General features: G+C 34.0%; 21 protein-coding genes. 12 read left to right on the forward strand and 9 right to left on the reverse strand.

The window, feature by feature from the left end; all coding sequences use genetic code 11:
• Nucleotides 1-10: 10 nt before the first annotated feature.
• The 3 genes from ACR1PN_RS02800 to ACR1PN_RS02810 all read right to left on the reverse strand — a co-directional run bounded on the left by ACR1PN_RS02800 (nucleotide 11) and on the right by ACR1PN_RS02810 (nucleotide 2,318).
• Nucleotides 11-643: a trimeric intracellular cation channel family protein gene (locus tag ACR1PN_RS02800; protein ID WP_433978788.1), complete on the reverse strand. Its 633-nt coding sequence runs from the start codon at nucleotides 641-643 to the stop codon at nucleotides 11-13.
• A gap of 78 nt (nucleotides 644-721) precedes the next feature.
• The gene (gene coaD / locus ACR1PN_RS02805; protein ID WP_034678190.1) at nucleotides 722-1,186 is read right to left on the reverse strand and encodes a pantetheine-phosphate adenylyltransferase; all 465 of its coding nucleotides are present in this window, start codon (nucleotides 1,184-1,186) and stop codon (nucleotides 722-724) included.
• A 148-nt stretch (nucleotides 1,187-1,334) separates the two neighbouring features.
• The gene (locus ACR1PN_RS02810) at nucleotides 1,335-2,318 is read right to left on the reverse strand and encodes a D-alanine--D-alanine ligase (RefSeq protein ID WP_433978946.1); all 984 of its coding nucleotides are present in this window, start codon (nucleotides 2,316-2,318) and stop codon (nucleotides 1,335-1,337) included.
• A 154-nt stretch (nucleotides 2,319-2,472) separates the two neighbouring features.
• Between ACR1PN_RS02810 and ACR1PN_RS02815 the strand changes: the two genes are divergently transcribed.
• The 5 genes from ACR1PN_RS02815 to murI all read left to right on the forward strand — a co-directional run bounded on the left by ACR1PN_RS02815 (nucleotide 2,473) and on the right by murI (nucleotide 7,726).
• Entirely contained in the window at nucleotides 2,473-3,513 is a 1,041-nt protein-coding gene (locus ACR1PN_RS02815) for a PASTA domain-containing protein (protein WP_433978789.1), read from the forward strand.
• A gap of 70 nt (nucleotides 3,514-3,583) precedes the next feature.
• On the forward strand, nucleotides 3,584-4,651 hold the full coding sequence (locus tag ACR1PN_RS02820) for an RluA family pseudouridine synthase (RefSeq protein WP_433978790.1): 1,068 nt from the start codon (nucleotides 3,584-3,586) through the stop codon (nucleotides 4,649-4,651).
• Nucleotides 4,652-4,702: 51 nt separating this feature from the next.
• Complete coding sequence (locus ACR1PN_RS02825; protein ID WP_378177252.1) at nucleotides 4,703-5,653, forward strand: PorP/SprF family type IX secretion system membrane protein; 951 nt, start codon at nucleotides 4,703-4,705, stop codon at nucleotides 5,651-5,653.
• 52 nt (nucleotides 5,654-5,705) lie between these two features.
• Nucleotides 5,706-6,830 (forward strand): radical SAM family heme chaperone HemW, encoded by a 1,125-nt coding sequence (gene hemW / locus ACR1PN_RS02830; protein WP_378177255.1) that lies wholly within the window; start codon nucleotides 5,706-5,708, stop codon nucleotides 6,828-6,830.
• A 65-nt stretch (nucleotides 6,831-6,895) separates the two neighbouring features.
• Nucleotides 6,896-7,726, forward strand: coding sequence for a glutamate racemase (gene murI / locus ACR1PN_RS02835; RefSeq protein ID WP_433978791.1), 831 nt, complete (start codon nucleotides 6,896-6,898; stop codon nucleotides 7,724-7,726).
• Between the two features lie 31 nt (nucleotides 7,727-7,757).
• On the opposite strand, the gene ACR1PN_RS02840 is transcribed toward murI, so the two are convergent.
• The 5 genes from ACR1PN_RS02840 to ACR1PN_RS02860 form a co-directional block, all read right to left on the reverse strand.
• Nucleotides 7,758-8,357 (reverse strand): RsmD family RNA methyltransferase, encoded by a 600-nt coding sequence (locus ACR1PN_RS02840; RefSeq protein WP_433978792.1) that lies wholly within the window; start codon nucleotides 8,355-8,357, stop codon nucleotides 7,758-7,760.
• A 57-nt stretch (nucleotides 8,358-8,414) separates the two neighbouring features.
• Entirely contained in the window at nucleotides 8,415-8,768 is a 354-nt protein-coding gene (locus tag ACR1PN_RS02845) for a four helix bundle protein (protein ID WP_433978793.1), read from the reverse strand.
• 48 nt (nucleotides 8,769-8,816) lie between these two features.
• Nucleotides 8,817-9,533, reverse strand: coding sequence for a DUF3822 family protein (locus ACR1PN_RS02850; RefSeq protein ID WP_433978794.1), 717 nt, complete (start codon nucleotides 9,531-9,533; stop codon nucleotides 8,817-8,819).
• An 18-nt stretch (nucleotides 9,534-9,551) separates the two neighbouring features.
• Nucleotides 9,552-10,046 carry a Smr/MutS family protein gene (locus ACR1PN_RS02855; protein WP_433978795.1) on the reverse strand — a complete coding sequence of 165 codons (495 nt, stop codon included), beginning with the start codon at nucleotides 10,044-10,046 and terminating at the stop codon, nucleotides 9,552-9,554.
• 97 nt (nucleotides 10,047-10,143) lie between these two features.
• Nucleotides 10,144-10,641 (reverse strand): metallophosphoesterase family protein, encoded by a 498-nt coding sequence (locus ACR1PN_RS02860; protein WP_433978796.1) that lies wholly within the window; start codon nucleotides 10,639-10,641, stop codon nucleotides 10,144-10,146.
• A 213-nt stretch (nucleotides 10,642-10,854) separates the two neighbouring features.
• Here ACR1PN_RS02860 and ACR1PN_RS02865 point away from each other — a divergent pair, with 213 nt between their 5' ends.
• Nucleotides 10,855-12,399: a serine hydrolase gene (locus ACR1PN_RS02865; protein ID WP_433978797.1), complete on the forward strand. Its 1,545-nt coding sequence runs from the start codon at nucleotides 10,855-10,857 to the stop codon at nucleotides 12,397-12,399.
• A gap of 229 nt (nucleotides 12,400-12,628) precedes the next feature.
• On the opposite strand, the gene ACR1PN_RS02870 is transcribed toward ACR1PN_RS02865, so the two are convergent.
• Complete coding sequence (locus tag ACR1PN_RS02870; RefSeq protein ID WP_433978798.1) at nucleotides 12,629-13,111, reverse strand: SixA phosphatase family protein; 483 nt, start codon at nucleotides 13,109-13,111, stop codon at nucleotides 12,629-12,631.
• Nucleotides 13,112-13,226: 115 nt separating this feature from the next.
• Here ACR1PN_RS02870 and ruvX point away from each other — a divergent pair, with 115 nt between their 5' ends.
• The 6 genes from ruvX (at nucleotide 13,227) to ACR1PN_RS02900 (ending at nucleotide 17,987) form a co-directional block, all read left to right on the forward strand.
• Nucleotides 13,227-13,643, forward strand: coding sequence for a Holliday junction resolvase RuvX (gene ruvX / locus ACR1PN_RS02875; RefSeq protein WP_433978799.1), 417 nt, complete (start codon nucleotides 13,227-13,229; stop codon nucleotides 13,641-13,643).
• Nucleotides 13,640-14,212: a peptide deformylase gene (gene def, locus ACR1PN_RS02880; protein WP_378177280.1), complete on the forward strand. Its 573-nt coding sequence runs from the start codon at nucleotides 13,640-13,642 to the stop codon at nucleotides 14,210-14,212. Before ruvX ends, def begins: the two co-directional genes overlap by 4 nt.
• Before the next feature lie 67 nt (nucleotides 14,213-14,279).
• A complete protein-coding gene (locus ACR1PN_RS02885) occupies nucleotides 14,280-14,840 on the forward strand; it encodes a DUF5606 family protein (RefSeq protein WP_433978800.1) in 561 nt (186 codons plus the stop codon).
• Nucleotides 14,841-15,120: 280 nt separating this feature from the next.
• Entirely contained in the window at nucleotides 15,121-15,888 is a 768-nt protein-coding gene (gene mazG, locus ACR1PN_RS02890) for a nucleoside triphosphate pyrophosphohydrolase (protein WP_433978801.1), read from the forward strand.
• A gap of 6 nt (nucleotides 15,889-15,894) precedes the next feature.
• Nucleotides 15,895-16,974 (forward strand): FUSC family protein, encoded by a 1,080-nt coding sequence (locus ACR1PN_RS02895; protein ID WP_433978802.1) that lies wholly within the window; start codon nucleotides 15,895-15,897, stop codon nucleotides 16,972-16,974.
• 146 nt (nucleotides 16,975-17,120) lie between these two features.
• On the forward strand, nucleotides 17,121-17,987 hold the full coding sequence (locus ACR1PN_RS02900; RefSeq protein ID WP_433978803.1) for an SdiA-regulated domain-containing protein: 867 nt from the start codon (nucleotides 17,121-17,123) through the stop codon (nucleotides 17,985-17,987).
• The last annotated feature ends 22 nt before the right edge of the window (nucleotides 17,988-18,009 follow it).

Genomic DNA, 18,009 nt, shown 5'->3' on the forward strand with positions numbered 1-18,009 from the left:
TCTTAATGTGTTACATTTCTGAATTTTGCTCATAACCATAAAATTTTGGCATCTGCCAATGGTATTTTACGGCCAATGTTCTGATGGAAACAATCAGTAAAATTGTAAAAATCTGAATAATGGTATAAGACAGGTTCGTAAAAGTTGTTAGTAATAAAAAGATTGAACCGCCAATAATACAGGCGCTCGCATAAATTTCTTTTCTAAAAATCAGAGGGATTCTATTTAGTAAAATATCCCGTATAATTCCGCCAAAACACCCGGTTATCGTACCCAATCCAATACATATTAAAGGGTGAATATCTACATTTAGACCTTTCTGAACACCAATTATTGTAAATAATCCCAATCCGAAACTGTCGAAAATAAACAAAGTAACCTTAAAGTTTTTCTCAATCGATTTAAAAACCATTGAAAAAATAGAGGTTGCTAAAATCAATCCGCACATCAGAAGGTCGTGCATCCAGAAAACAGGAATATCGAGAAGAAGATCCCTCACTGTTCCGCCACCCACTGAAGTCACGAAAGCAATAATTAAAACGCCAAACGGATCTAATCTTTTCTGCATTGCCGCAAAACTTCCCGACATCGAAAACGATATCGTACCCAAAACTTCTATGGCAAAATTGATCTGTTCGTGCATTTTTTTATGAATGATGGTTGATAAGTGATGATTGATTAAAATTCAGTGTAAAATCAATTATCAATAATCATTTATCAATTATTTTTCCACTCTTACAGATTCCGGGACCAAAAGCTCGTATTCTCCGCCGTGATTGATAATTTCCCTTACAATGCTGCTGCTGATAAAAGATTTTCCGGAAGAAGTAAGAAGGAAAACGGTTTCAATTTTTTTGTGAGCTAAAGTTCTGTTGGTGTGTGCAATTGCTTTTTCAAATTCAAAATCGGCAGGATTTCTGAGTCCGCGAATGATGAACTGGGCGTTTTTTTCAAAACAGTAATCCACCGTTAAACCTTCGAAAAAATCCACTTCCACATTAGGGAATTCGGCAACGGAATTTTGCAAAAATTCCATCCTTTTTTCTAAAGGAAACATATATTTTTTCTGTGAATTCTGTCCGATAGCGATGATTAATTTATCAAAAAGTGCAGCTGCTCTTTCGATAATATCATAATGTCCTAAAGTGATGGGGTCAAAAGAGCCCGGGAAAACAGCAATTTTCATGCGTAAAAGTTTTAAGTTTAAGGTTTTGCGTTTAAAGTTCAATACTTTACAATATTAAACACTACCTTCTGAAACTAATTTTTATTTTAAATTAAAAATAAATGTTGAAAGCAAAGTATGAAACTTCCATCTCCCAACATCCATCTTCCTACTTTTTCAAAGCTTTCTCAACCTCGTTTCCACAAAGGTCTTTGATTGAAATTCCGTAAATTTTTGCCTGTTGCGGAAGAATACTTGCCGGAGAAAAACCGGGATTGGTATTCATTTCCAGCATATAAGGAATTCCATCCATTAAAATGAACTCGCTTCTTGAAAAACCGCTCATTCCCAAAGAATTGTAAGCTCTTTTTGCAATTTCTTCCACTCTGATTCTGGTTTCATTGTCGATTCTTGCGGGAGTAATTTCTTCTGAAGCACCTTCATATTTCGCTTCATAATCGAAAAATTCGTTTTTAGGAACAATTTCCGTGATTCCTAAAACAATCGTTTCCCCTTTAAAATCAATAACCCCAACGGAAACTTCCATTCCGTTTAAGAAACTTTCAATTAAAATTTCATCATCTTCTTTAAAAGCAATTTCAGATGCAGCGATCAGTTCAGATTTTTCTTTAACCTTAGAAATACCAAGTGAAGAACCTGATTGATTTGGTTTTACAAAAACAGGGAGCCCTAAATTTTCGATAATTTCATCTACATTAATGTCTTCACCTTTCCTTAAATAAACACTTTTTGCAGAAGGAATTCCGTATTTCGAAAGTACCGCTAAAGTATCCTTTTTATTGAATGTTAATGCGCTTTGGTAAAAATCACAGCCTGTATATTTTTGTCCGATAGCATCCCAGTAAGCCTGCAAAATCCCGTTTTCACCTGGAGTTCCGTGAATAATATTGAAACAAACATCAAATTTTAATACTTCATTATTATTTAAGGTTACTGAAAAATCACCTTTGTTGATCGGTTTTTTATTCTCGTTTTCATCCAGAAAATACCATTCATCTTTTAAGATAACCACCTTATAAACATGGTAAAGTTCCCGATCTAAGGAATCATATATTAACTGACCGCTTTTCAGAGAAACTCTGTATTCGTCAGAATAGCCTCCCATAACTACGGCAACGTGTTTTTTGCTCATATCCATATTATCAATTAAGGCAAATTTAAACATTTTCTATATTGAAATAAGTGAATTTCGGATTTTTTGAAAGCAAAAATGAATTCTGTCAAATAAAAACTTCAATATAAAATTATTAATTATCTTTGTCGTTATAATTAAAGTATTTTTAAGTATGCTTAAATCACTTTTCAATTGGAAAGTTTTACTCAATTTATTAGTAGCGATCGGGATTTTTGTAGGGTTAGTATGGCTTACTTTCCGCTGGCTTGAGTATCACACCAATCATGGTCAGGAAATTCCTGTTCCTAATGTTGTGAATAAATCTGTACACGATGCAGTAAAAATATTGGAAGATGCAGGACTAGACTATGAAGTTGACAGTGCTGCTTATAATCCTAAATACAGACCGCTTCAGGTTTTAAAAGTATATCCTTCACAAGGTTCCCGAGTGAAAAACGGAAGAGCAATTCAGCTGATGGTAAACCCTAAAAGCTGGGCTCCTGTTGCCGTTCCGGATGTGATCAATAAATATTCAGGTCTGGCTTTCCAGCGACTGGATCAGGTTGGTTTAAAAGTAGGAGACACTATTTTCGAATCGAGTATTCAGAAAGATGCTGTTTTAAGGATTTTATTTAAAGGGAATTCGATTAAGCCGGGAACAAAAATTCCTAGATTCTCAGTCGTAGATGTTGTGGTGGGTTCAGGTCCGTTAAGAAATATTTCTGTTCCGAATGTTGTGGGATTAACAGTAAAAGAAGCGAAAGCACTTATTGCAAGAAATCTTTTTGAAGTAGGCATTGTAGATCATGAAGATGGAGGAAATGATGATTCGGATATTATTTATTATCAAGATCCAGCTGCCGGAGACACACGAGATCAGGGAATGCAGATCGATCTTTGGGCAAGTAAAAAGACTCCTGCAGAATTGCGCGGTAAAATTGAAATCTTAAATTCTACTTACCGAATGAAAGTGGATACCACTTTGCCGCCGATCAGATATGAAGAAGTTCCAAACTTCCCGGATCCGCCAGTAATCGAATCTACACCGACGCCGGTAAATCCACCAAAAAAAGAAGCTCCGAAAACGGATGCTGTAAAACAACAAAGTACACCTTCAGCAAAACCTGCGACTACAAATGATAAGACGAAACCTGCTGCAAATTCAACAACTCCTGCAACAGACAAGCCTAAAGCTAAAAAGGTAATTATATAATTAATTTTAATTGAATATAAACAGGGCTTCAACTTTAAAATGTTGAAGCCTTTTATATAAAGAAGTAATAATGACAGAAGATAATGAAGATTTTTTAGACGAAGAATTTTTAGACGTCAATAATTCAATTGATATTGATGATGAGAATAAAGGTCTTTATGAGCATTTTAATATTACTGTTGATCCTAAACAAGAACCTCTCAGGATCGACAAGTTTTTAATGATCTTCAGACAGAACTCTTCGAGAAACAAAATTTCACAAACCTGCCGTGCGGGAAATGTTGTCGTGAACGGAACCCCCGTAAAACAAAATTACAGGGTAAAACCGGGTGACCAGATTTCTGTTTTATTGGCGCATCCGCCACGCGAAAATGTTATCATTCCACAGGATATTCCTATTAATATCGTATACGAAGACGATGATCTTGTCGTTGTAGATAAAGATCCCGGGATGGTGGTACATCCCGGATTTGGAAACTGGGACGGAACTTTGGTGAATGCCCTTGCTTTTCATTTTCAGAAAAACGGGGAAAAATCTGATCTTGACAGGGTAGGATTGGTTCACAGGATCGATAAAGATACTTCAGGACTTTTGGTAATTGCTAAAAATGAGTATGCTTTGAGCTATTTAGCAAAACAGTTTTTTGACAGGAAAACAAAACGTCTGTACTGGGCCTTTGTATGGGGAAGTGTACAGGATGATGAAGGAACGATTACCGGCCATATCGGAAGACATCCTAAAAACAGAATGCAGATGTACACGTATGTAGATGGAAGTCAGGGAAAGCATGCGGTAACTCATTACAAAGTATTGGAACGGTTCAAATATATGACCTGGGTGGAATGTAAACTTGAAACCGGAAGAACGCACCAGATCAGGGCGCATTTTAAACATATCGGCCATACCTTATTTAATGATGAACGATACGAAGGAAACATTGCGTTGAGAGGAGTTAATCTGCCAAAGTATAAAAGCTTTATAAAAAATGTTTTTGAAGTTTTACCAAGACATGCTTTACATGCTCACACTTTAGGATTTGTACATCCAACGACTAAGAAGGAATTGTATTTTGAAAGCCCAATGCCAAAAGATATGGCGGATGCTGTAAAAAAATGGAGAAATTATTTAGAAAACTAAAAATATATTGAGAATTTTTTTATATTTGTTGAATTGAAATCAAGATTTGTTATGAGAAAACTATATGCTATCGTATGTTTAGCTCTTTTGTCGAATGCATACAAAGCACAAGAATCACTACCATATTATCAACAATATCTTTTGGATGGTGAGTTCCTGTTCAACCCTGCTCAATACGGTAAAACGGACTATGTACAGCTTAACTTAAACTATCAACAACAATTTTCAAAATTCAGCGAGTCTCCAAACGTACAATCTGTGGGGATCAACGCTAATATTTTTGACAGAGTAGGAGCAGGTATCTCCGTTTTCAGAGATAGTAACGGTCCTATTTCAGCGGGAGGAATTACAGCAGGAGCATCTTATTTTATTCCACTAAGCAGTGAAGGTGAAAGAAGGGATCAGTTTTCTTTTGGTACAAGTGTGAACTTCTACAATATGAATTTTGATTATTCTAAAATTAATACTGAAGACGGTTACGATCCATTGTTACAAGGTAATGAAAGCAACATCTTTATGGCGTATGCAAACTTCGGTTTAGCAGCAACATACAGAGGTTTGTTCGGGGGAGTTTCTGTTAATGATATCGCGTTAAGTAATGATGAATCTATCGTAAACAATTACGAGCCATCTCCAATTAAATTCTTCTTAAACTTAGGATACGACTGGAAAATTGCAGACAACATTGCCATCACACCTTCAGCTTTAATCAACTTAAATACAAACTCAACGAGAATGATGGACTTAAACCTTATGGCTACGTTCTCGAATGATATCAACGCATTCTCTTTCGGGGTAAGCTACAGAGGAGTTCAGAACAGATTTGACAATCAGCAGTTGAGTATCTCTCCAATTGTAAAAGTAAGATTCAACAAATTTATGGTGGGTGCTACATACAACCTTGGAATGTCTGACATTCAGGAGTATGGAGGAAACAGCTTCATGATTGGTCTTGGTTATAACTTCGATAACTTTATTAATCATAGAGGATTTAGATATTAATCAATTTAATTTAAATAAATTTGAGCTCTGAAATTTTTCAGGGCTTTTTTTTATGATTTACATTCACATTCCTTTTTGCAAACAGAAATGCAGCTACTGCAATTTTCATTTTTCTACCTCTTTAAATTTTAAAGATGAAATGCTGGATGCCATGAAAAAAGAAATTTTACTTAGAAAAGACGAGCTTCAGAATAAAAATATTCAGTCACTGTATTTCGGTGGAGGAACGCCTTCTGTGCTTTCTGCGGATGAAATTAAATTTTTGATTGATGAAGTTTTAAAATATTTTAGTTTTAAAAATGATATTGAAATTACATTAGAAGCAAATCCTGATGATTTGAATAATACTTTTTTAAAAGAATTATCAAAATCTCCGGTAAACCGCTTGTCAATCGGAACCCAAAGTTTCTTTGATGAAGATTTGAAACTGATGAACCGTGCACATAATGCATCAGAAGCTGAAAGTTCTATCAAAAGAGCTCAGGATTTTGGTTTTGAAAATTTAAGTATCGATTTGATTTACGGTTCGCCAACTTCCAATCTGGAAATTTGGAAGGAGAATTTGAATAAAACCGTTGCGCTTGAAGTTCCGCATATTTCTTCTTATGCTTTAACGGTTGAGCCTAAAACTGCTTTAGAAAACTGGGTTTCACAAGGAAAGGTTTTAAATCCAAAAGAAGAAGAACAGAATCGCGAGTTTTATTATATGATCGATTTCCTGAAAGGCCATGGTTTTGAACATTATGAAATTTCCAATTTTGCAAAACCCGGATTTCATTCAAGACACAATTCTTCGTATTGGAAATACCAGGAATATTTGGGGATAGGACCTTCTGCACATTCTTATAACGGAACTGATGTCAGAAGTTGGAATATTGCCAATAATCAGCAATACATCAAAAGATTAAATTCAAATATTTTAGCCAAAGAAACGGAGATTCTTTCACCACAAGACCAGTTTAATGAAATGATTATGATTGGTTTAAGAACGATGTGGGGTGTAGATTTAGATAGTTTAAATCAAAAATTTTCTGAAAATATTCTAGAACATTTTAATAAAGAAATTCAAAATAAAATAGAAGAAGAAATTCTGAAAATTGAAAATAACCATCTTAAAATCCCTGAAAAACATTGGTTTATGGCAGATGGAATTGCTTCCGATTTATTTCTGGTTTAAAAATCTCGAATCTCGAATCTCGAATTTAAAATCTTTAAGTATTTTTGTATTAAATTTCAAAGCTTTTGAAAACTAAAAAACAAGATTATTCGCATCTTTCGCCGAAGCAGCCTATCGGGATTTTTGATAGTGGAGTAGGTGGTTTAACGGTTGCCAAAGAAATAAAAAGACTTCTTCCGAATGAAGACCTTATTTATTTTGGAGATACAAAACATCTTCCTTACGGTGAAAAATCGAAAGAAGCGATTATAGGGTATTCTACAAAAATTTCTAATTTCCTTTTAGAGCAAAACTGTAAAGCGATTGTCATTGCCTGTAATACGGCTACAGCAAATGCTTTGCAGGAAGTGATGGAATCGGTTGCCGGGAAAGTTCCGGTGATTGACGTCATCAATCCGGTTGCTGAAAAAGTTGCCTATGAAATTCACAATAATGTGGGTGTAATTGCCACAAAGGCGACTGTAAATTCAGGACTTTATAAGAAAAGCATCCGTAAACACAACAAATTTATCAAAGTTGATGAGTTGGCGACTCCGCTTTTGGTTCCTGCGATTGAAGAGGGCTTCAAAAATCATCCGATTACACATTCTATTATTTACAATTATCTGAGTAATGCTAAATTAAAGAATATTGAAACACTGATTCTCGGTTGTACTCATTATCCGCTTTTAATTGACGAGATTAAGCAGTATTACGGAAACCGTGTCCGTGTGATTGATTCGCCGAATATTGTTGCCAATCATTTGACGATTATTTTAGATAAATATCATTTGTTGAACGACAATAATCCAAAACCAACTTACAAATTTTATCTTTCTGATATTACTAAGAATTTTGAGAAAATATCAAAGAAATTTTTCGGTAAAACAATAGATTTAGAGTTAAAAGTATTATAAAACGAAAACAGACTCGAAATGAGTCTGTTTTTTATTCTGTAGTATCCTTGATTTCGGTTTCAACTTCAATTTCAGCTTCCTGATTGGGTTCATAAAAGCTGAAACTTACATTTCCGTATTTTCTGGTATATTTAAAATTCGGGTGATCCAGTTTTAATCTGCTTTGATGTTCTACAATGAGAATTCCATTTGGTTTCAGATATTTATTATTTAAAACCAAAGAAATCAGTTCCTGATATTTTTTTTCTTCAGTTTCAAACGGTGCATCAGCGAAAACAATCTCGTACGATTTTTTATTTCTGAATTTTTTAAGCCAGTCATACACATCGCCACGTTGAGTGTTGACCTGTAAAGCCATCTCCAAATCAGAAGCTGTTGAATTGATAAAAGCCGTATGTTTCGGATTCATTTCGACCGAAGTCACGTCTTGGCAACCTCTCGAAGCGAACTCTAAAGTGATGGAACCGATTCCTGCAAAAAGATCAAGAACAGAAACCGACTGCATATCGTAAGTGTTTTCCAAAATACTGAAAAGCGCTTCTTTTGCAAAGTCCGTTGTCGGTCTTACGTCAAAATTTTTGGGAGCGGCTATTTTTTTTGCTTTCCATTTACCGGAAATTATTCTGTACATAGATGTGGGGTGTTAGATGTTGGGTGATGGATGTTTATTGCTTTTCGCTAAATGTTTTTATGTGAGTTTGTTTCTAAAAGCAATGATGTGATTCATCAGTTTGTAAGCAAAATTGTAACAATCCTGAAAATTATTCTCGTCAATATAATTTCTGTTTTTAGCTTTATAAAGACAAGTTATTACTTCTGCAATTGATCTTATCGAATATCCTAAAAATCTTTTGAACTCTAAATTACTTTGTAAAATACTGCCTTCTGATATGTTTAATGCTATTGAATCTGAAGCTCGTCTTATTTGAGATGTGAGATTGTATATTTCTTCTTTTGGAAAGCTTAGCGTTATTTTGAAAATCGTTTCAGCAAAATCCATAGAATCCTGCCAAATAATTAATTTTTCAAATTTAAAACTCATAAAAAAAATATTCTCAATAATTTAACATCCATCATCTAGCATTCATCATCAAGCCAATAAAAAAATTTTATTCGGAATATTATCAAAAACTACTTTCAGATTCTTCACGAATTTCTGAAGTTCTGAAATAAAAGTTTCGTTTTCTGTGGTTTCGCCGTACACATAAAAGTTGGTTTCATTGATCCCAAAACCGATTTTGCTCAACGTAAACATCACGAAATACAGAAAGTCTACTTCCGAATTTACATCCAGATTGTTATAAAGGATGATTTTTTTATTGGATATTGCAAAAAATTCACACTGATTATGATAAAGATTGATGTGAATTTCTTTATTGTTTTTATTATTGATCGAGTTTAAAAATTTCTCACCCGAAAAATTAAATCTTACCGGAATCGACAAATCTTTTATTTTCTGATAAAATACTTTTGGAAAAGTATAATAAAACTGAACTTTGAATTTCTTGTTTACAGAGAGCATCAGTTCTTCGTTATCCTTATCAACTGGCGCATTGAAAGCAATCAGGTCATATCCGGAATCGTGATCTTCAAAACCTTCAGGCATCAAAGTGAAATGATTCAGTGCAGAAATTACAGAAACTTCGTCATATCTTTGCTTTAGAAGAACATCTTCAAGTTTTCCTGAAATAAAATTCTTCGGCGATTCTTCGTCAACGAAGTAAGATTTTTCCTCCAAAACACTTTTGTTTTTGGTGATTTGGTATATCAGTCCGTCTTTGGTAAAAAGTAAATTTAGTACGTTCATATTACAATTGTTGCAAATTTAGTGAAATTCTACCATTACCGCACCCGATTGATGATGAAGTATTTCCTTATTGTAAAAATCTAAACCGGTTTGACTTTCAAGAACGTCAAAAACCATTCGCTGTAAAGTTCCGTCACCGATTCCATGAACAATTTCAAGTCTTTTTAAATGATTTTTTCTGCAGAAATTGATGGTCTGAATGAGTTTTTCCTTCTGAATGAATAATCTTTCGAAACTATCGTAATCATGTGGGTTTTTCACCAGATTTTCAAAATGCAAATCTAAAACGAGCGGATTTTTATCATGCTTTTTTGAAATCACCTTTTTTGGTTCTGCTTTTTTTACGATTTTAATATTTTCATAAATTTCAGCATTTTTCGGAACCAGTTTTTCTTTCGGATATTGATAGGTGAATCCGTATTCATCCTTGAAAACGACAATATTTCCATTGACTGAAGTAATCACTCCACTCAAATCTTCATCAACTACCGAAACTTTATCGCCGATTTTCATATATTTTAAACACTAATCTACACAAATGTTTTACACAAATTTTCACGAAAGTATTAGTGTTATTCGTGAAAAATATTGGTGGCATTTGTGTTTCAAATTATACTTTGGGTCCTAATTCAATGATTGCCAAATCTTTTATCTCTTCTCCGTCAATCACAAACTGCATCATCGTTCTCATTTTATGCCATCCCTGTTTTCCGCAAGCTCCGGGATTGAGATGAATCAGTTTATTTTTGTCATCATACATTGCCTTCAGAATATGAGAATGCCCTGAAATAAATAATTTCGGAGCTTTTTCTGAAATTTCTTTCTTAGCCAAAGGCGTATATTTTCCGGGATAACCACCAATGTGTATCATTAAAACCTCTACCTTTTCACAAAAAAAACGATTCACTTCAGGAAATTCTGAACGGATTTTTGCATTGTCAATATTTCCCCAAACTCCTTTTAAAGGTTTGATTTTTTCAAGCTGCTCAATGATTTCAAAGCTTCCAAAATCTCCGCCATGCCAAATTTCATCGGCTTGTTTTGCATAATCTAAAATTCGGTCATCCATATAAGAATGAGAATCGGAGAGGAGAAGAATTTTGGTCATTGTTAATTTTTTTACCGCAAAAGAGACAAAGAAATAATTGGATGGAATTTCAAAAGTTTACAAAATTAGTGGACTTACTTTTTGTAAGCTTTTGAAAATCTTGTAACGAACTAAAATCTTTTGTTCCCTTTTGCGGTTTAAACAAGTTACAAATTTACTCAATAATACTGAATTGATTAAATTTGAAAAAATTTAAAAAATAAATATTTAGATATGAAAAAGAAACTCTCTTTTTTCCTTTTTCTTTTAACGGTGGGTATTGCGAATGCGCAGGTAGAAGAAAAAAAACTGGATGAATTAATTCAAAATACGTTAAAAACTTTCGACGTTCCGGGAATGTCTGTCGGAATTATCAAAGATGGAAAAGTTATTTATTCAAAAGGGTTTGGAGTACGTTCTTTAACGTCTAAACAGCCGATGGATGACAATACTTTGGTCGGAATCGCATCCAATTCCAAAGGTTTTACCTGTACGGCGCTGGCCATTTTAGCAGACGAAGGAAAATTGAACTGGGATGATAAGGTTTCAAAATATATTCCTGAATTTCAAATGTATGATCCGTATGTTTCTCAAAATGTAACGATTAAAGATTTGGTAACCCACAGAGCCGGATTAGGTTTAGGACAGGGAGATCTGATGTTTTTTCCGGAAGGCGGAAATTTAACGGTAAAAGATATTGTTCATAATGTGAGATATTTAAAACCTGAAAATCCATTCAGAACAACTTTAGACTACAACAACATCATGTTTATTGTCGCTGGAGAAGTGATTACCAGAATTTCAGGATTAAGTTGGGCAGATTTTATCGAACAGAGAATTATGAAACCAGTCGGGATGACTTCAAGTTTCGGGAGCTACAACAGGGCAAAAGCTATTTCAAATAAAATCGATGCGCACGCTCCGGTTGACGGAAAAGCAATTGCCGTTCCCCACGACTGGAACGAAACAGCCAATGCCGCAGGAGGAATTATGAGTAACATCAAAGACATGACGATTTGGGCAGAATGTCTTCTGAATAATTTTACGACGAAAGACGGAAAGAAATTAGTATCCGATAAAAACGTTCAGCAGCTTTGGAGTTTACAGATTCCGGACGGTGTAGCAATGAAAAATCCTTATGACACAAGTTTTTATGGGTATGGTTTGGGTTGGTTTTTAAGTGATGTGAAAGGTCATAAACAAATTCAGCATACTGGTGGATTGATTGGAACGGTTACTCAATTTACTTTAATTCCTGATATGAAATTGGGGATTGTGGTTTTAACGAATCAACAGTCTGGGGCTGCATTTAATACGATTACCAATACGGTGAAAGATTCTTACCTTGGAATTTCCGACAGAAACTGGCTCAAAACGTACGGTGACCGAATGAAAAAAATTGAAACTGAGTACAGAAAACAGAAAAAAGAAGCTTTTGCAAAATCTGAGGCGTTCAAAAAAGAAAAAGGGTTACAGCCAAAAGCAGAACAGTTTGTAGGAAAATACAACGACCAATGGTTCGGTAATGTTGAAGTGATTCAACAAGGAAATACATACAGAATTTCTTGCAACAATTCTCCAAGACTGAAAGGCGAGTTGCTTCCTTTTTCTAATAATACGTTTATTATTAAATGGGACGACAGAAGTTATGATGCCGATGCGTATCTGATTTTTAATTATAATGAAAACGGAAAAGCCGAATCTGCAAAAATGAAAGCAATTTCTGATATAACAGATTTCAGTTTTGATTTTGATGATCTGGATTTGAAAAGGAAATAATCTTTGTGTAAAATATTTATCAATAGAAACGGGCTTTAGCCCGTTTTTTTATTTATAATATTAAAATTGGCTTTAGCCAAAACTTAAAGGAAACTTTACATTTGGGAATATTTAACCACCCCTTCAAAAATTCTTACGAATTTTCCCCACCAATGCCTCTATATCTATTAATTAATTTTTTGTTTCGGCAAATCTGGTACTCGATTTCCGGAAGAGGGGAATTTTAATGTTAAACTTTTATTTTTCCTGGTTCATAAAAGAAAAGCAGTTTTTTATTGGCGCCGTCAAACTGCGACCATGAGTCACATTCGATTTGAAAACCGGCAACACCACAAGTAGGGAAATGGAAAATATCCTCAGAAATAGAATTGGCAAAATTTGAAATGCCATTGTTGTGTGAAAAAAACGCAACTGAATTCAAACTGTCATTAAGATCATAAATAACAGACTGAAAATTATTTTCAGAAGGGTTATACAATTTTTCGTCTGTTCCAAAGTTTAAATGATAGGTTTGATTAAAAATCTTACACGTATTCAAAGCTCTTACAGCAGGACTTGAAACGAGATAATCAATAGTAATATTATGGTTTTTTAGAAATTTAGACATTTTCAAAGCATCCTGTAAGCCGGTGTCTGCTAATGGTCTGTCAAAGTCGCTGGTTTCTTCCGGCCAGTCGCTTTTCGCATGTCTTACGAGAATCAATTGCTTCATAGTCTTTGGTTTAGGTTATATAAAATTATAAAAAAATTAATGTAAAAAAACTATGATTTATAAAAAAAACTGTGTTAGGAATAAAATGAGTAAAATTTCTTAAATTTGCAGACTTATGGGACAGATCATAGCAATAGACTACGGAAAAGCGCGTTGTGGTATCGCTGCAACCGATGATATGCAGATTATTGCAAGTGGTCTTGATACTGTGGAAACTCGTTTTCTGATTGATTTTTTGAAAAATTATTTCAGTTTAAATAAAGTAGATGCAGCGGTTGTAGGTCTTCCTGTAGATTTAAAAGGTAATATTTCGGAAGTGGAAACTGATATTTTAGGTTTTATCGAAAAATTTAAAGCAGAATTTCCACAGATTGAAGTTCACCGGTTTGATGAAAGATTTACCTCAAAAATGGCTTCGTTTTTTATTTCTCAAAGCGGAAAAAGTAGAAAACAGAGACAACAGAAAGGATTAATAGATAAAGTAAGTGCAACCATCATATTGCAGAATTTTTTAGAACAAAGAACAAGATGATTTTACCAATTAGAGCTTTTGGAGATCCTGTTTTAAGAAAAACGGGAAAAGAGATAGACAAAAATTATCCGGATCTGCAGGAGCTGATCGATAATATGTTTGAAACCATGTACAGCGCAAACGGTATTGGTTTGGCTGCACCGCAGATTGGTCTGGATATCAGATTGTTTATCGTAGATGTAACGCCTTTGGCGGAAGATGAGGATTATGAAGATATTGCCGATGAGCTTAAAGAATTCAGAAAGGTTTTCATCAATGCAAAAATTCTTGAAGAATCGGGTGAAGAATGGAAGTTTAATGAGGGATGTCTTTCGATTCCGGATGTAAGAGAAGATGTGAAGAGAAAGAGTACAATTCTTATTGAATATTACGACGAAAATTTTGTAAAGCATACAGAAACTTTTTCCGATATTAGAGCCCGCGTAATTCAGCATGAATATGATCATATTGAAGGAACACTTTTTACTGATCATTTAAGCGCATTAAAGAAAAAGCTGGTAAAAGGAAAACTTACGAAAATCACGCAGGGTGATGTGTCAATAGGCTATAAAATGAGATTTCCCAAATAATTTAAACTAAGAAATATATTATTATAAAAAGCGTACAGCTTTTACTAAAATTAAAAAAATAAAAATTATGCTGTTAGAAAAAATAATTTCGATCTCCGGAAAGCCAGGACTTTACAAATTGGTATCGCAATTGAGAAACGGATTTATCATTGAAGATGTAACTTCAAAAAAGAAAGTGAGCATCGGGAATTCAAGCCAGGTAAGTCTTTTAGATAATATTGCAATGTTTACTTTTGATAAGGAGGTTCCTTTGTTTGAAGTTTTCGAAAATATTGCTAAAAATCACGATTATAAAGAGACTATTTCTCATAAATCTTCTGATGCAGAATTAACTGAATTTATGACTGCATCTTTACCAAATTATGATACTGAAAGAGTTTACACTTCAGATATCAAAAAACTGGCTCAATGGTATAATATTTTGCAGAAAGCAGGATACATTACCCCTGAAAGCTTTGTAAAAGCAGAGCCTGAAACGATAGATGGTGAAGCGGCAGAAGAAGTTAGCGTTGAAAAAGAAGTTCCTAATAAAGCAGCTCCTAAAGCTGAAAAACCTGCAGCTCCAAAAGTGAAAGCGAGCACAGGTGCAAAAGCAGCTACAAAAAGTACGCACAGAAAAATGGGATAGTTTAATTTATCTGAATTTATATAAAACCTCGTCAGAAATGATGAGGTTTTTTGTTTTAAATGTTTTGATTAATCGCAAATGTGCAAAAGTTTCTTTTATCTAACTGTTTTAAGGTGCAAAGATTTTATCGATGATAAAATAATTAATGGTTAAAAGAAAACTTGCTGAAAATCTTTAATTTTCCTGCACTTAAAAAACGGAATAATTCTAAAAAGAACTAATAAAGATTTGCCGTAAATTTGTATTTTTTTTTAACCTAAATCTAAACCTCAACCTCAACATGAATACCAAACAGGAAAAACTCGAAGCTTTCGGAAGATTACTAGACATCATGGATGATCTGCGTGAAAAATGTCCGTGGGATCAGAAACAGACTTTGCAGACGCTCCGTCATTTAACCTTAGAAGAAACTTACGAGCTTTCTGATGCACTTTTGCAGGAAGATTTAACTGAGATTAAAAAAGAACTTGGTGATGTACTGCTTCATTTGGTTTTTTATGCGAAAATAGGTTCTGAGAAAGGAAGTTTCGATATTGCCGATGTCATCAATTCATTAAATGAAAAACTGATTTTCCGTCATCCGCATATTTACGGTGATGTTGAAGTGAAAGATGAAGAAGAGGTAAAACAAAACTGGGAAAAATTAAAACTGAAAGAAGGCAATAAGTCTATTTTGAGTGGGGTTCCGAAAGGTTTACCTAGTTTGGTGAAAGCCTACAGAATTCAGGATAAAGTAAAAGGAATTGGTTTTGAATTTCATGATGCAGAAGATGCATGGAAGAAAGTTGATGAAGAAATTCAGGAGTTTCATGCAGAAACTGATTTGGATAAAAAAGAACAGGAACTGGGAGATGTGTTTTTCTCATTAATAAATTATTCCCGAATTTCCGGTTTGAATCCTGATTCCGCATTAGAAAGAACCAACTTAAAATTCATTTCTCGTTTTCAGAAAATGGAACAGCTTGCAGCTGAGACGGATTTAAAATTAGCTGATATAACTTTGGAGGAAATGGATGTTCTGTGGGAAAAGGCAAAAGCTTCAAGATAAAAATTAATGAAAGTAAATCATCCTGTACAAAACAGATTTCAATATTTAATTGAGATCAAAAAAACAGAGCGAAAATGGCATTTTCCGTTTTTGGCAGCGTTGTGCATCGGAAGTCCGTTGCTTTTGGGATGGTTTTTAGAAAAGCCGAACTTCGGGAGTCTGTCGAGTTTAGGTGCTTTAACGATCTTATATTTTACACAGGCTCCAATCAGTCAGAGAATGATTCATTTGGCGGTCTGCGCTTTCGGAATGATTTTCTCTTTTTCGGTGAGTTTATGTTTTGGTTTTAATGTGTATTGTAGCGCTTTAGCTTTAGGAATCGTTGCTTTCTTATCGCATTTTATTACCAGTTACTATAAAATTCCACCGCCCGGAAATTTCTTTTTCATCATGGTTGCTGCAATGGCGAGTAATTTTCAGTATAATATGGAAATGATTCCGACCAGAATCGGGCTTTTTGTAATAGGAGCGATTTTGTCGTGTTCTTTTGCATTTATTTACTCTGTTTTTGTTGAAAAATCTGCGGTCATCAATATTCCGAGAAGAACATTTAGAAAAAAACGATACACAAAATTTGTGGAAAGTGGAATCATTGCCGTTTTTATGACCTTAACTTTAGTTATCGGACATATATTGAAGTTCCAAAATACATACTGGATTTCCATTTCTACGATCGCAATTATTCAGGGACGAAATTTTGAGCATGTACGACAGAGAAATCTTCACCGGATTATAGGAACATTTGTAGGTCTTGGTCTTGCATGGTTTATTCTTTATTTTAACCCTGAGAAAATTGTGATGATTTTCATTATTATGTTTTTACAGTTTATTGTTGAATTGATGATCGTGAGAAACTATGGTTTTGCCGTAATTTTTCTGACTCCTTTAACGATTCTTTTGGTTGAAACGGGAAGTCTTGTTCATCATAATGTCACTGAACTCATGGAAGCCAGATTAATTGATACTATTATAGGAAGTTTAATGGGGTTAAGTGCCGGATTTTTACTCTACCATCAACAGATGATTAATAAACTGGAAAAGAGCGTGAGATTTTCATTTTTTCAGTTTAAAAAATTGAAAAAATAAAATATTTTGAACATTAATGATTAAGAAAGGTAAGGAATCTTAGATGTTCATTAAGAATGTATCTGCTTAATTCAAATTTATTTGAAGCTTAAAAAATCTTACCAACTAAAATAACTTATGTTTAAATTTGAGTTTAAAATCTAATTATGAAATTTACCTACATATTCGCTTTGTTTTTATTAAGTTGTAACCCAAAAGCACAGGATTCTGCAATAAAAAGTGATGCTTTGAAAACCGAATTTTCTCTTCCGAAAAAGCTGAAAGAAGTTTCGGGAATTACACTTTCTCAAGACCAGAAAACAATTTGGGCAATTGAAGATGCGGGAAATAAAAATGTAGTGTACGGTTTAGATTTAAAAGGAAATCTTGTTGCAGATGTTTTGGTTGAAAATGCCGAAAACAACGACTGGGAAGACATTACAAAGGATAACAACGGAAATATCTATATCGGAGATTTTGGGAATAATGAAAACGACAGACAAAATCTTTCTATCATTAAATTAGATTTAAAAGACAGTTCTCAAAAATCGACAAAAGTAGTTCAGACCACAAAGTTTCATTACGAGGGTCAGACTGAATTTCCACCTAAAAAATCAAACTTGCTGTACGATTGTGAAGCTTTTGTAGAAAAAGACGGAAACTTTTACCTGTTCACCAAAAACAGAAGCAAAGGTTTTGACGGAACTTTTCTGGTATTCCAGATTCCGAATAAAGAAGGAGATTTTGAAGCAAAATTAATAGGTAAATTAAAGCTCGAAGGTGGTTTTAATGATGCTGCCATTACTTCAGCGGCAATAAATTCTAAAAACGAGATCGCTCTTTTAACGCATAAAAATATTCATGTGCTTTCAGGATTCACAGCAAATGATTTTAATTCCGCTAAAATTCAGAAAATATCTTTGCAGCACAATTCACAAAAAGAAGCCGTAATTTTCGTTGATGATAAAACCTTGCTGATTGCCGATGAAAAGGATAAAAAAGAGGGTGGGAATGTATACCAATTTACCTTATAATTTATAAATAAAAACTATTTTT

This window comes from Chryseobacterium sp. RLHN22 (genome assembly GCF_051011795.1).
Classification (GTDB): Bacteria; Bacteroidota; Bacteroidia; order Flavobacteriales; family Weeksellaceae; genus Chryseobacterium; species Chryseobacterium zhengzhouense.